This window comes from Nocardioides montaniterrae, assembly GCF_054782655.1.
Genome location: NZ_BAAGSB010000002.1, coordinates 97,850 through 111,130, shown reverse-complemented (window position 1 = coordinate 111,130; position 13,281 = coordinate 97,850). Strand labels below are relative to the sequence as shown.

Here is a 13,281-nt window from a genome sequence, read left to right as displayed (position 1 = left end):
ACACAGGACTTTAGCGTGAGCGGCCATCACTATGAAGACATGAGTCTTCTCCGAGCGGTCGCCGATGCTGCGGTCCACCCGCTGACGCTCGATGACCTCCTCGACCACTTCCGCCCGCTGCGCGGCGGCACGGGTCCCGAGCAGGTCCAGGGCCGGATCACCGCGGTCCGCGCCGAGACCGCCGACTCCGCGACCATCGAGATCCTCCCGGGCCGCGACTGGGCCGGCCACCTGCCGGGCCAGTACGTCCGCATGTCCGTCGACGTCGACGGCGTACGCCTCTGGCGCTGCTACTCGCTGACCCACGGCCCCCGCAAGGACCGCCGCATCTCGATCACCGTCAAGGCGATCCCCGGCGGCACCGTCTCGAACCACCTCGTGCGCAACGCGCGGCCGGGCCAGATGGTCCAGCTGGCCCAGCCCGAGGGCGAGTTCGTGCTCGACGCGGCCCACCGCAAGCTGCTGCTGATCACCGGCGGCTCCGGCATCACCCCCGTGGTCGGCATGCTGCGCAACCTCTTCTCGGCCGCCGAGCCGCGCACCGACCTCGACATCGTCCTGGTCCACTCCGCGCTCACCCACGACGACGTCATCTTCGGCGACGAGCTCCGCGCGCACGCCGAGGCCGGCCGACTGCGCCTGATCGAGCGCCACACCGACACCGACGGCCTGCTCACCACGGCCGACCTGCAGACCGAGGTCCCCGACCTCGCCGAGCGCGTCGGCTACGCCTGCGGCCCGGCCGGTCTGCTGGACACCCTGGAGACGTTCTACGCCGAGACCGGGCTGAGCCTGTTCACCGAGCGCTTCCGTCCCGCCCTGCTGGGCGGCGAGGCCGAGGGCGGCACGGTCAGCTTCGGCCGGTCCGGGCTCGACGTCGGCGTCGACGGCTCCACCCCCATCCTGGACGCGGCCGAGGAGGCCGGCGTGCTGATGCCCAGCGGCTGCCGGATGGGTATCTGCATGGGCTGCGTGCTGCCGATGACCAAGGGCGCCGTGCGCGACCTGCGCACCGGCGAGGTCACCGTCGCCGTCCCCGGCGAGACCGACCGCGCCGGCGTACCCATCCAGACCTGCATCTCCGCCCCTGCGGGCGAGTGCCACCTCGACCACTGATCTCGACCAGCTCGATCACCGAAGGAGCCCGTCAATGACCACCATCACGAACAAGCCCGAGAGCCCGATCGCCCATCTCACGGCCGACGACATCGCCGAGATCGGTCGCCGCCTCGACGCCATCCGTGCGGAGGTCATCGAGAGCCGCGGCGAGAGCGACGCGGCGTACATCCGCGGCATGGTCGACTTCCAGCGCAAGCTCGAGCTCGGTTCGCGCGCCGTCCTGCTGTTCTCGATCCTGCCGCCGGCCTGGCTGCTCGGCACCGCCGGCCTGAGCGTCGCCAAGATCCTGGAGAACATGGAGATCGGCCACAACGTCATGCACGGCCAGTGGGACTGGATGCGTGACCCCAAGATCCACTCGACCACCTGGGAGTGGGACAACGCGACGCCGTCGGACGCGTGGAAGCACTCGCACAACCAGGTGCACCACACGTACACGAACATCGTCGGCAAGGACAACGACCTCGGCTACGGCATCATGCGCGTCGACGAGGAGCAGCGCTGGCACCCGTTCTTCCTGCTGCAGCCGTTCTGGAACTTCGTCAACGCGTGCGTCTTCGAGTACGGCATCGCGGCGTACGACCTGGAGCTCGGGCGCCACCTCAAGAAGCCCAAGGACAAGCGGCCCGAGTCGTTCACCCTCGGCGTGAAGTCGACGCTGCGCAAGATCCGCAAGCAGATGACCAAGGACTACGTCGTCAACCCGCTGCTCGCGCTGCCGACGGGCTCGTTCCTGCCGGCGCTCGCGGCGAACGTGACGGCCAACTTCGTGCGCAACTGGTGGTCGCACTCGGTCATCATGTGCGGCCACTTCCCCGAGGGCGTGGAGACGTTCGAGCTCGACTCGATCCCCGAGAAGGAGACCCGCGGCGAGTGGTACGTCCGCCAGATGCTCGGCTCGGCGAACATCTCCGGCAGCAAGGCCATGCACGTCATGACCGGCAACCTCAGCTTCCAGATCGAGCACCACCTCTTCCCCGACCTTCCGAGCAACCGGTACGCCGAGGTCGCGCCGCAGGTGCAGCAGGTCTTCGCCGACTACGGCCTGACCTACCTCTCGCGCCCGCTGCCGCAGCAGGTCGCCAGCGCCTGGCACAAGATCATCCGGCTCTCGCTGCCCAACGGCTGGCTGGAGACGACCAATGCCCGCAACCTGCCGGGCCAGCTCAAGCTGCTGCACGCCATGGCGACCGCCGACCGCAAGACGCGCAAGCGCCTCACCGCGGAGCTCGAGGCGCGCGCCGCCGACAAGGAGACCGACCCGGTCCGCGAGCTGCTCGACGCCTGAACCTGGTTACTCGCCAGTAGCATTGCTCCCATGAGCACCGTGACCTGCGAGATCGCCGACGGCATCGCCCACGTGCGGCTGAGCCGCCCGGACAAGATGAACGCGCTGACGATGCGCACCCTCGAGGAGCTCGTCGCCACCACCCATCGGTTGCGCAAGGACCGCACGCTGCGCGCGGTCGTCGTCTCCGGCGAGGGCGAGGCGTTCTGCGCCGGACTCGACTTCGCAACCGTGCTGCGCGACCCGAAGCTGATCCTCAAGGGCTTCGTCCCGCGCCCGTGGCGTGGCACCAACACCTTCCAGGAGGCCCCGTGGGGCTTCCGCCGGATCCCCGTCCCGGTCATCGCCGCGGTCCACGGTCACTGCCTCGGCGGCGGCCTGCAGATCGCGCTGGCGGCGGACTTCCGGATCGCCACCCCCGACTCGCGGTGGTCGGTGCTCGAGGGCAAGTGGGGCCTGATCCCCGACATGTCCGGCATCGCCTCCCTCAAGGAGCTCGTCGGCATCGACCAGGCCAAGCTGCTGACGATGACCGCCGAGACCTTCGACGGGACCCGCGCCAAGGAGCTCGGCCTGGTCACCGAGCTGTCCAACGACCCGATCGCCTCGGCGTTCGCGCTGGCCGAGCAGCTCGCCACCCGTTCCCCCGACGCCCTGGCAGCCGCCAAGCGCCTGTTCAACGACACCTGGACCTCCGGTCTGCGCCACACCTTCTTCCGCGAGCGGATCGAGCAGGCCTTCCTGCTCGTCGCGGCCAACACCACCGCCGCGCGGGAGGCCGCGTTCAAGAAGGCCGTGCCGACGTACAAGCCGCGTAGCCGCTGACCGCGTTGGAATCACCGGTTCACCGGTGATTCCTGAACTTCCACCCCAATGCATCGGGGTGGAAGTTCAGGAAAAGGTGTAGATGTGTGACGCGTGTGGCGTCCTCAGGGGTAGGCGACGCCCGTCGTGCGCTCGCTGATCTCCCAGAGCTTGCGAGCGGCGGCAGCGTCGCGCGCGAGCCGCGACCGGCCGACGACCCGGGGCGCGCCCACCATCTGGCCGGGCCCGCTCGGCCCGCAGTAGGTGTCGCCGGGCAGGTCGGCGGTGGCGGCCATCAGGGTCGGCCATGCGCCGGCCTCGGCCGACTGCGACATCACCTTGACCGAGGCGTCCAGGATCGAGGCGATGCCGCCCGAGGGCCGGCCGTACTGGCCGTTGGCCGCCAGGTGCGTCCCCGCGAAGCCGGGGTGCGCAGCCAGCGCCCTCACCGGCAGGCCGGCGGCGGTGAGCCGTCGCGACAGCTCGCTGACGAAGAGCAGGTTGGCCAGCTTGCTCTGGCCGTAGACGTGCCAGCGCGAGTAGCGCCCCTTCTGCACCAACGGGTCGCCGAGCGGCGCCTTGACCGCCGTGCGATGCATCTGCGAGGCGAGGTTGACGACCCGACCGTCGCCGCTCTCGACCAGCTGCGGCAGCAGCAGGCCGGTGAGCAGGAACGGCCCGAAGTGGTTGGTCGCCATCTGCTGCTCGAGGCCCTCGTCGGTCCGGGCGTACGGCGTCCCCATCACGCCGGCGTTGTTGACCAGCAGGTGCAGCGGGCCGTACGCCGACGCGCGATCGGCAGCCTCGCGGACCGAGGCCAGCAACGAGATGTCGACCTGGAGCACCTCGAGGGCGGCACGCGGGTTCTCGGAGAGGATCGCCTCGGCGGCCGCACCGACCTTCTCCGGGTTGCGGCCGGCCAGCACCACGCGAGCGCCGTGCGCAGCGAGCTCACGCGCGGTGTGGAAGCCCAGCCCGCCGACGGTCGGGCCGGTGACGACCGCGGTGCGGCCGCTCAGGTCGGGGATGTCCGCGGTCGACCAGCTCACGGCGTGGCCGCCAGCTTCGCCAGGATCGCGCCGGCGAGCTCGAGGTCGCCGGTCACGGTGACGTCGTCGAGACCGAGCGATCGACGACCGCCGAACCCGACCGCGAACTCCTCACGGCCCATCGCGATCGACACCGTCGGCTCGGCGGGCACCTCCGCGAGCCGCTGTGCACGCCCGGTCTCGTCGACCTCCACGGCCACGGTGGTGCCGTTCTCGACGGCGAGCACGGCGGTCGCACCGGCCGGAGCGCCGGCCCGCTTCGCGACGATCACGGGCCACGCCGCGGCGAGGTAGTCGATGCTGTGGTCGGCACCCACGGAGTCCAGGTCGCCCGGCCGGCCGACGGCCCGGCGTACGTCCTGCTCGTGCATCCACACGTCCAGCGGCCGGTTGCGCAGCAACGTCGCCCAGGTCCAGCCGATCATCCCGAACAGGCCGTCCGCGGGCTGCGAGCCGCCCGGGATCCCGGCGGTCAGGTCGTCGTGGCGCTGCGCGGTGTCGCGGCGGATCGAGGCGAGCAGCTCGGCAGGAGCCGTCGTACGCCGGCCCACCACCCCCTGCTCGGTGAACACGGACATGCCCGAGTGGACGTGGTCCGGCGTACCGATCTCGATGCCGTCGACCTCGTCGTGTGCGCCCCCGACGGAGAGGTGCTCGAGGTGGGCGACGTGCGCGACCACGTCGTGCACGGTCCAGCCGGGGAGGTCGGTCGGGGTGGACCACTCCTCCTCGGGCACGTGGTCCATCAGAGAGGTGAAGTCCTGGATCGACTTCCACCACGTGTCGACGTACTGGGCGAGGGTCTCGGCGTCACTCACCCGCCGATTCAAGCACGCGCGCGCCCCACCTAGACTCGGTCCCGCGCACAGATCTTCGGGGGTCCCCATGGCACTGCAGCCGACCGACGGCAGCCTGTTCGGCCGCTACCGCATCGGGCGGCGGCTCGGCCACGGCGGCATGGGTGTCGTGCACGCCGCCACCGACACCATGCTGGGCCGCGAGGTCGCGCTCAAGCTGGTCGCCGCGCACCTCGCCGACGACGACGAGTTCCGCACCCGCTTCTCCCGCGAGGCCACCCTGCTGGCCCGGCTCGACTCCGACCGCACCGTCGACATCTACGACCACGGCGAGCAGGACGGCTACCTCTACATCTCGACCCGGCTCATCGACGGCGGCGACATGGCCGCGCTGCTGCGCGAGAGCGGCCCGCTGGTCCCGCCGCTGGCCGTCCACCTGACCGACCAGGTGCTCGAGGCGCTGTCCGACGCGCACGCCGTCGGCATCACCCACCGCGACGTCAAGCCCGCCAACGTCCTCGTACGCCGCAAGGGCGACCGCACCGAGGCGTTCCTGTGCGACTTCGGCATCGCCACCATGGCCGGGGCGCAGCTCACCCGGACCGGTGGCGTCAGCGGCTCCCTGTCGTGGATGGCCCCCGAGCGCCACGAGGGCGAGGACGCCGGCGTGGCCGGTGACATCTACTCCGCCGGGTGCCTGCTCTGGTTCGCGCTGACCGCCGCGGCGCCGTACGCCGGCACCGAGGTCGAGGTCGCCCTCGGCCACCTCCAGGGCCCCATCCCCCAGCTTCCCGGGCAGGACCCGTTCAGCACCGGGGTCAACGCCGTCCTGACCCGCGCCCTCGCGAAGGACCCGGCCGCCCGCTACCCGAACGCCGCCGCCATGCGCGCCGACCTCGCCGCTCTGTCCCTCGCCCCTGCCGCCGTCGTCCTGCCCGAGCACACCTCGATCCGCCACCGCGTCGGAACGCCCGCCGTCGGCACGCCCGCAGCGAGCCCGCCACAGCGGCGGCGTCGAGCCGCGTTCATCGCGGTCGCCGCCGTGCTCGCCGTCCTGGCCGGAGCCTTCGGCGTGCGCTCCCTGATCAGTGGCGGGGGCGACCCGACGACGCTCACGTCGGGCTCGCCCGTGACCCGGACCGTCTCGCTCAGCCCGCAGGCCGACGTCTCGCCGTCGGTCAAGGCCACGAAGCACAAGCACCACGCCAAGCCCGGTGAGAGCGATGTCGTCGCTCCCGAGCCGCTGCCGAGCGCGCTACCGGTCCCGACCCGCGGTGCCGCCCCGGCCACGACCACCCGCACCCGCGAGGCCCAGGCCGCCCCGCCGGTCACCCGCACGACGAGCGCCGCACCGACACCACCTGCACCGGCGTACGTCTGCTGGACCGGGACGAAGTCGGTCACCCGCGCTGCCTGCGGCTGGCCCTCGGGCGTCAGGGGCGCACGCTGGATGGTCGGGAGCCGGCTGACCGGGTGCTACAAGGCCAGCCCGAACAGCTCCTACATCGCCGAGAGCTACGGCTGCGCCTACGGAGCCGGCGGCAACAGCCGGGTCTACGTCTTCCGGTCCTACTCCTCCGGCGACGCGCGCGCCTACCTGCTCGGTGCGATGAAGAACGATCGGATCGAGAACGGCTGGTCCGCCGGCGGCTCGTACGCCGGCCAGGCGATCCAGGGCACGCTCGGGAGCGGCACCTCCAAGCGCTACCGCTGGGGCCGCTACTGGGCCAGCAACGAGGGCGCGTGGGCCGTGTACGTCACCGCCGTCTCCCCGGCCGAGCGCGACAACGGCATCGCCGTCGTCCGCGACGTCTGCCGACCGCTCGCCGACATCCAGGCCCGGCCGCTCAGCTAGCGCCGCAAGAAGCCGCGCAGCACGGGCCGGCCGCGGTGCCAGCCCAGGCGAGCGGCATAGATCGCGCGCCGGGCTCCTCGGTACGCGGGACGACGGCTGCGTGCCGGGCCGGTCCCGTGCCGGCGTACCCACCCGTGGAAGTAGACCTCCGCGTGCCGTGCGCCGCGAGCGACGTCCGCGCCACCCGGACCGCAGATCCCTCGCGTGGACCGCTGGGAGAGGAACGGGTGCGACCAGGCCGACCAGTGCCACAGGCTGCGCGAGGCCCGCCACGTCTCGCGGTAGCCGCAGCCGGCCCAGGAGCCCTCCGAGGTGAAGAGGTAGTAGCGCTTCGCGCGGCGTACGACGGTCGGGTTCTCCACGATCCCGCGCGAGCGCACCAGCTCGCGGCTGTGCGCGTGCGGGCGCCGGGCGAGGCCTCCCCGCGCGAGCGGCAGCACCCGGATCGACGAGGGCCGGCCGGCCGTCTTGTAGAGCAGGTAGGAGCGGCCCGAGCCGTCCCGGAAGTACGACGGGTCGATCACGCCTCGCCGCGGTCGGTGACGCCCCCGGCCGGCGAGGTCGTAGGCGCGCCGCGTGTGCGCGCCGCGTTGGCAGACCAGCGGTCGCCGGTCGAGCGGGTGGAACGGCCCGTACGCCGTCCGCCCGATCGCGGTGCCGATGCAGCGACCCTGCGGGCCCAGACCGCCCACCGGTGCGGCGTAGTAGAGCACCCAGCGGTGGCCGACCCTGGCCAGGTCCGGCGCCCAGATCGGGCCGCGGCGAGCCCAGTGCGGCAGGCGCCTCAGCGCCCTCCCGGCCCACTTCCAGTGGTGCGCGCGGTGGCCGAGGGTGGCACGCAGCGCGTGCCGGCCGGTCGCGACCACGACCCGGTTCCGCCCGACCGTCACGACCCCGGGGTCGGCCACCGCGGGTCCGCTGAGGACGGGCCGCGGGACGTGCGCGAGGGCCCGCGTCGGCGTACCGAGGAGAGCGACCGCGAGGAGGAGGACCACGGTGACGGCGGCGTTCCTGAACGCCCGAGACGGCTGCACGAGGCGGACCGTACGTCGACCCGATCAATCCCGTCCCGGGAATGCGACAAAAACCCGAGGGCCGCCCGGAACTCTGTCCGGACGGCCCTCGGCCGATGATGCGGTCGCGTCAGAACGCGGCCTCGTCGAGCTCCATCAGCGCGAGGTCGACGGACTTGGCGATGGCGATCTCGGAGGTGATCTTCGGGAGCACGTTGGCCGCGAAGAACTTCGCCGCGGCGACCTTGCCCTCGTAGAACGCCTTGTCGGCACCGGTCGCACCGTCGGCCAGCGCGGCGAGCGCGACCTCGGCCTGGCGCAGCAGCAACCACGAGACGACGACGTCACCGAGCGCGAACAGCACGCGGGTGGTGTTAAAGCCGACCTTGTAGATGTTGTTGAGCTCGTTGGCCGCCGACATCAGGTCGTTGATGACCAGGCCGACCAGCTCGCCGGCGTCGGCGAGGCCCTGGGCGAGCAGCTCGCGCTCGACCTTGAGCTCGGCGGAGCCGTTCTCGTCCTTGGCGAAGGCGTCGATCTCGTTGTTGATGACGCCCAGGGACGCGCCCTGGTCCTTGACGATCTTGCGGAACAGGAAGTCCATGCCCTGGATCGCGGTCGTGCCCTCGTAGAGGGTGTCGATCTTGGCGTCGCGGACGTACTGCTCGATCGGGTACTCCTGCAGGAAGCCGGAGCCGCCCAGGGTCTGCAGCGACTCGGTGCCGAGCAGGGTCCAGGACTTCTCCGAGCCGTAGCCCTTGACGATCGGCAGCAGCAGGTCGTTGACGCCCTCGGCGACCTTGTAGTCCTCGCCGGCGGCCTTGGCGATCTGGATCTTGTCCTGCCAGGTGGCGGTGTACGTGATGAGCGCGCGCATGCCCTCGGCGTACGCCTTCTGGGTCATCAGCGAGCGACGCACGTCGGGGTGGTGCGTGATGGTCACGCGCGGGGCGTTCTTGTCCGCCGCCTGCGCGAGGTCGGGACCCTGGACGCGCTCCTTGGCGTACTCGAGGGCGTTGAGGTAGCCGGTCGAGAGGGTGGCGATGGCCTTGGTGCCGACCATCATGCGGGCGTTCTCGATGACGTCGAACATCTGGCGGATGCCGTCGTGGACCTCGCCGAGCAGCCAGCCCTGGGCCGGCTCGCCGCCACCGATCTGCGGGTCGCCGAAGGTGACCTCGCACGTGTTGGAGACCTTGAGGCCCATCTTGTGCTCGACGTTGGTGACGTAGGCGCCGTTGCGCTCGCCGGTCAGCTCACCGGTCTCGTGGTCGAAGTGGTACTTCGGGACCAGGAAGAGCGAGAGGCCCTTGGTGCCCGGGCCACCGATGCCCTCGACGCCCTTCGGGCGGGCGAGGACGAAGTGGATGATGTTCTCCTGCAGGTCCGACTCGGCGCTGGTGATGAAGCGCTTGACGCCGGAGATGTTCCAGGAGCCGTCCTCGTTGGGCGTGGCGAAGGTCTTGCCGGCACCGACGTCGGAGCCCGCGTCGGGCTCGGTCAGCACCATGGTGGCGCCCCACATCTTCTCGACCATGAGCTCGGCGATGCGGATGTCACGCGCGACGCCGTTTGCGTTCTTGAACGCGACCGAGGCGAAGAACGGGCCGGTGCAGAACATCCAGATCGGCGCGTGCGCGCCGAGGATCATCTCGCCGGAGGACCACACCAGCGACGACGGGGCGGTGGTGCCACCGATCTCCTCCGGGACGCCGAGGCCCCAGAAGCCGGCCTCGACCCAGGCGTCGTAGGACTTCTTGAACGCGGCGGGGACCGGGGCGGTGTTGGTCGTGGGGTCGAACACCGGCGGGTTGCGGTCGGACTCGACGTACGACGCCGCGAGGTCCTCGCGGGAGACACGCTCGATCTCGGCGATGACCTCCCGAGCGGTGTCCTGGTCCATCTCCTCGAAGAGGCCCTTGCCGAGGTAGTCCTGGATCTTGAAGACCTCGAACAGGTTGAACTCGATGTCCCGCAGGTTGCTCTTGTAGTGGCTCACGCCGTGTCCCTCCACTGGTGGACCCCAGACCGGGGTTACTGGTCAGTAACTTGATGATACGAGCGCCGCTAGCCCGCTGCAAGCGCGACGTTGCGTGACGCTCGCCGCTCCCGGACGATCCGGGGCCTCCGGCGGGCTCCGCCCGATATGCGCCATGGTCGAGTGATCTGATCGAACAATCTGAGACACTCGACCCATGCGAGTTTCCGCGAAGTCCGACTACGCGCTGCGCGCCCTCATCGAGATGGCCGGCCGAGCGGACGGCCGCGCGGTCAGCGCCGAGGAGCTCGGGCGGCTCCAGGAGATCCCGCACGGCTTCCTGCAGGCGATCCTGGCCGACCTGCGTCGCTCCGGGATCGTGATCTCCCAGCGGGGTCAGTCCGGCGGCTGGCGGATGGCCCGGCCCGCCGCGGACGTCTCCGTCGCCGACGTGATCCGCGCGGTCGACGGCCCGCTCGTCTCCGTCTACGGGCTGCGGCCCGAGGCGGTCAGCTACAACGAGTCGGCCGAGGTGCTCCAGCACGTCTGGATCGCCGCCCGCAGCTCGCTGCGCGAGGTCTTCGAGACGGTGTCGATCCAGGCACTGTCCGATCGGGAGCTCCCCGCCGACGTGAAGGCCCGCACCGACGACGACGACGCCTGGGCCAGTCACTGACCTGGTTTCGATACGCCGCTCGCTAGCGCTCGCGGCTACTCAACCAACGAATCAGGCGGCCTGGTCGCGGTTGCGCAGGCGGCGCTTGAGCTTGCGGCGCTTGCGGTCGAGCTCCTCGACGCGCAGCTCCAGCGAGGCGTTGCGCCGCGCGAGCCGCTCGATCTCCCGGCGGGCATCCGCCAAGGAGTCCGGTACCGGGACGACCGGGACCTCGTCGAGCGGGAGCGACGCGGTGCCGAAGCCGACCAGCTTGCCGAAGGTCTTCCAGGTCGCCCGCGCGCCGATGCCGTCGAGCTCGAGGACGTGCAGGCGCTCGGGCTTGCGCACGGCCGCGGACCAGCGCTCGACGAGGTCGCTCTCGTCGGTGCGGACGGTGGTCACGACGACGTTGACCTGGAAGCCGTGCAGCGCGTCGACCAGGAGGGCGATCTGCTCGGCGGAGGCGCTGGCCAGCATCGGCTGGCTGAACACGAGGTCGGCCCTGGTCCGGGCGCCCCGCTCGACGAGCCGGACCCACTGACCCTCGACGTCGGCACGCTCGAGGCCCCAGGCCCGGTGGTTGCGAAGGATCTCGACCGCGGCCGCGAACGACTCCGCGGACGTTCGCGCCAGCGACGCGACACCGAGCTCGAGGAGTGCCTCGTGGTGGTGAGCCAGAGCCGGCTCGAGGACGTCGCCGGCACCCGGGACACCGACGTGGATCCAGACCTTGCGCTTCTTCGACATGCCTCCAGGGTGGACGGCCCCGGTGAGCGGCTCGTGAACCGAAGGCGGCCGTCGCGGTACCCCGCGGTGTCCGGACCGAGGTCACACCCCGCCGGTCGTCGCGCCTGCCAAGACATAGAACGTGTTCTCGTTTCGGCGTACGATCGCGGCGTGATCACCTCCGACGCCATCAAGTGGAACGCCCCGAACGACCCGCATCCCGCGCGCACCGCCTCGCAGCGGTCGTACTCGGCGGTCGCGAAGGGCGACCTGGCCGAGTGGCTGACGGTGTACGCCGAGGACGCGGTGCTCGAGGACCCGGTCGGTCCGTCGATGTTCGACGCCGAGGGGAAGGGACATCACGGGCACGCGGGGATCAGGGCGTTCTGGGAGCAGGCGATCGCGCCGATCGCGACCTTCGAGTTCGAGATCAACGACTCGTTCGCCAACCCCGGCTCCAACACGTGCGCGAACATCGGACGGATCAGGACGTCCTTCCCGGACGGGTCGTACACGACCACCGACCTGATCATGGTCTACGTCGTCGACGACGACGGCCGGGTGAGGTCGATGAAGGCGTTCTGGGAGCCGGAGCGGACGATGGCGAGCTTCGTGTCCGCCTCCTGAGCAGGCTGTCGGTGGTGGCCGCCATGCTGTTCACGTGGACCTCACGCGGGAGCAGCTGCTGGCGCTGCGGGCGCACGCCCAAGGCCTGAGCGCCCCGATCGAGGGCGGCCCGGAGGGCGTCGTACGCCGCTTCGGAGCCTTGCAGGGCCAGGACTTCCGTGCCGTGCGGACGGCCATCGCCCTGCGGTCGGGTGCGAGCGAGGCGACCGTGGCCGAGGCCTTCCGGGACGGCACCATCGTCCGGGGCTGGCCGATGCGCGGCACCCTCTTCGCCACCACTCCCCTGCACCTGGCGTCGTTGCTGGCCCTGACGTCCGAGCGGATCCACCGGGCCGCAGCGCGGCGCCGGACCGAGCTCGGGATCACCGATGCCGTGCTCTCACGGGCCACCGAGGTCGCCGAGGAGGCGCTCGCGTCCGGGCCGCTGACCCGGCGGGCGCTGTCGGCGCTCTGGGCGGAGGCCGGGCTGCCGACGGCGGGCGGGGCGACGTACCACCTGATCCTGGACCTCTCGATCGCCGGCCGCTGCCACTGGGGCACGACCCTCGACGGCGAGCCGGCGCTGGTCGCGACCCCTCCTCCCGGACCGCTGCTCGAGCTGCCGGCGATCGTCGAGGGCTACCTCCGCTCGCACGGTCCGGCGAGCGTCGAGGACGTCTGCTGGTGGCTGAAGCTCCCCAAGGGGATGGTCCGCAGCGCTCTCGCGGAGATCGAGACCGTCGAGGTGGGTCTCGACGGGCGGCCGTACGTCGTCCTGCCGGAGACCCTCGACGCCTCTCCCACGCCCCTCGGGCCCGAGCACGTCTGGCGGCTGCCGGCGTTCGACGAGTGGTTCCTGGGCTACCAGGACCGCAGCCCGGTCGCCGACCCCGACGTCATCGCGAGCGTGACCCCCGGCAACAACGGCGTGTTCCGTCCACTGGTCGTGGAGGCGGGTCGGGTCACCGGCACCTGGTCGCGCTGAGCGCTACTTGTTGTCGTCGGGGTCGGGCAGCAGGGCCCCGAGGATCATCGTCGTCAGCGAGATGACGAACGCACCGCCGACGGCCGTCCAGAAGCCGTGGACGCTGAACCCGAGGTCGAGCGCGTGCGCGATCTTGCTCGTCAGCAGCAGCATGAGCGCGTTGACGACGAGCAGGGCGATGCCGAGCGTGAGGATGATCGCCGGGAGGGTGAGCAGCTTGGCCAGGCTGCCGACCGTGCGGTTCACGACCCCGAGGATCACGCCGACGATCGCGACGGTCAGCCAGCGGTCGTAGCGCGGCGAGTCGAGGATGTCGCTGCCGGTGACCCTGATGCCGTCGAAGAACCAGGCCGCGATCGCGACGGCGGTGGCGTTGACGATCACGAACAGCGCGAGCTTCATGCCG

13 protein-coding genes are annotated in these 13,281 nt (G+C 71.1%); 7 read left to right on the top strand and 6 right to left on the bottom strand.

Annotated elements, in window-relative coordinates:
• Nucleotides 1-39: 39 nt before the first annotated feature.
• The 3 genes from ACYVJ3_RS03955 to ACYVJ3_RS03945 are packed head-to-tail and all read left to right on the top strand — an operon-like array spanning nucleotide 40 to nucleotide 3,232.
• Nucleotides 40-1,116: a ferredoxin reductase gene (locus tag ACYVJ3_RS03955; protein WP_460851209.1), complete on the top strand. Its 1,077-nt coding sequence runs from the start codon at nucleotides 40-42 to the stop codon at nucleotides 1,114-1,116.
• A 34-nt stretch (nucleotides 1,117-1,150) separates the two neighbouring features.
• Nucleotides 1,151-2,407, top strand: coding sequence for a fatty acid desaturase family protein (locus ACYVJ3_RS03950; RefSeq protein WP_460851208.1), 1,257 nt, complete (start codon nucleotides 1,151-1,153; stop codon nucleotides 2,405-2,407).
• A 30-nt stretch (nucleotides 2,408-2,437) separates the two neighbouring features.
• Entirely contained in the window at nucleotides 2,438-3,232 is a 795-nt protein-coding gene (locus ACYVJ3_RS03945) for a crotonase/enoyl-CoA hydratase family protein (RefSeq protein ID WP_460851207.1), read from the top strand.
• A 104-nt stretch (nucleotides 3,233-3,336) separates the two neighbouring features.
• Here ACYVJ3_RS03945 and ACYVJ3_RS03940 read toward each other — a convergent pair whose 3' ends face one another.
• Together ACYVJ3_RS03940 and ACYVJ3_RS03935 are read right to left on the bottom strand one after the other, a co-directional pair.
• Nucleotides 3,337-4,260 (bottom strand): oxidoreductase, encoded by a 924-nt coding sequence (locus ACYVJ3_RS03940; RefSeq protein ID WP_460851206.1) that lies wholly within the window; start codon nucleotides 4,258-4,260, stop codon nucleotides 3,337-3,339.
• A complete protein-coding gene (locus ACYVJ3_RS03935) occupies nucleotides 4,257-5,078 on the bottom strand; it encodes a maleylpyruvate isomerase family mycothiol-dependent enzyme (protein ID WP_460851205.1) in 822 nt (273 codons plus the stop codon). Before ACYVJ3_RS03935 ends, ACYVJ3_RS03940 begins: the two co-directional genes overlap by 4 nt.
• A gap of 67 nt (nucleotides 5,079-5,145) precedes the next feature.
• On the opposite strand from ACYVJ3_RS03935, the gene ACYVJ3_RS03930 reads away from it, so the two are divergent.
• Nucleotides 5,146-6,912 (top strand): serine/threonine-protein kinase, encoded by a 1,767-nt coding sequence (locus ACYVJ3_RS03930; protein WP_460851204.1) that lies wholly within the window; start codon nucleotides 5,146-5,148, stop codon nucleotides 6,910-6,912.
• Here the strand turns inward: ACYVJ3_RS03930 and ACYVJ3_RS03925 are convergent.
• Entirely contained in the window at nucleotides 6,909-7,946 is a 1,038-nt protein-coding gene (locus tag ACYVJ3_RS03925) for a family 43 glycosylhydrolase (RefSeq protein ID WP_460851202.1), read from the bottom strand. The genes ACYVJ3_RS03930 and ACYVJ3_RS03925 overlap by 4 nt on opposite strands.
• Before the next feature lie 109 nt (nucleotides 7,947-8,055).
• Nucleotides 8,056-9,924, bottom strand: coding sequence for an acyl-CoA dehydrogenase (locus ACYVJ3_RS03920; protein ID WP_460851201.1), 1,869 nt, complete (start codon nucleotides 9,922-9,924; stop codon nucleotides 8,056-8,058).
• Between the two features lie 196 nt (nucleotides 9,925-10,120).
• Here ACYVJ3_RS03920 and ACYVJ3_RS03915 point away from each other — a divergent pair, with 196 nt between their 5' ends.
• Nucleotides 10,121-10,579 (top strand): RrF2 family transcriptional regulator, encoded by a 459-nt coding sequence (locus ACYVJ3_RS03915; protein WP_460851200.1) that lies wholly within the window; start codon nucleotides 10,121-10,123, stop codon nucleotides 10,577-10,579.
• 51 nt (nucleotides 10,580-10,630) lie between these two features.
• On the opposite strand, the gene ACYVJ3_RS03910 is transcribed toward ACYVJ3_RS03915, so the two are convergent.
• Complete coding sequence (locus ACYVJ3_RS03910; protein WP_460851199.1) at nucleotides 10,631-11,305, bottom strand: hypothetical protein; 675 nt, start codon at nucleotides 11,303-11,305, stop codon at nucleotides 10,631-10,633.
• A gap of 150 nt (nucleotides 11,306-11,455) precedes the next feature.
• Here ACYVJ3_RS03910 and ACYVJ3_RS03905 point away from each other — a divergent pair, with 150 nt between their 5' ends.
• Both ACYVJ3_RS03905 and ACYVJ3_RS03900 read left to right on the top strand, forming a co-directional pair.
• Complete coding sequence (locus ACYVJ3_RS03905) at nucleotides 11,456-11,911, top strand: nuclear transport factor 2 family protein (RefSeq protein ID WP_460851198.1); 456 nt, start codon at nucleotides 11,456-11,458, stop codon at nucleotides 11,909-11,911.
• 34 nt (nucleotides 11,912-11,945) lie between these two features.
• Nucleotides 11,946-12,875 (top strand): winged helix DNA-binding domain-containing protein, encoded by a 930-nt coding sequence (locus tag ACYVJ3_RS03900; RefSeq protein ID WP_460851197.1) that lies wholly within the window; start codon nucleotides 11,946-11,948, stop codon nucleotides 12,873-12,875.
• Between the two features lie 3 nt (nucleotides 12,876-12,878).
• On the opposite strand, the gene ACYVJ3_RS03895 is transcribed toward ACYVJ3_RS03900, so the two are convergent.
• On the bottom strand, nucleotides 12,879-13,277 hold the full coding sequence (locus ACYVJ3_RS03895) for a phage holin family protein (RefSeq protein ID WP_460851196.1): 399 nt from the start codon (nucleotides 13,275-13,277) through the stop codon (nucleotides 12,879-12,881).
• Between the last annotated feature and the right edge of the window lie 4 nt (nucleotides 13,278-13,281).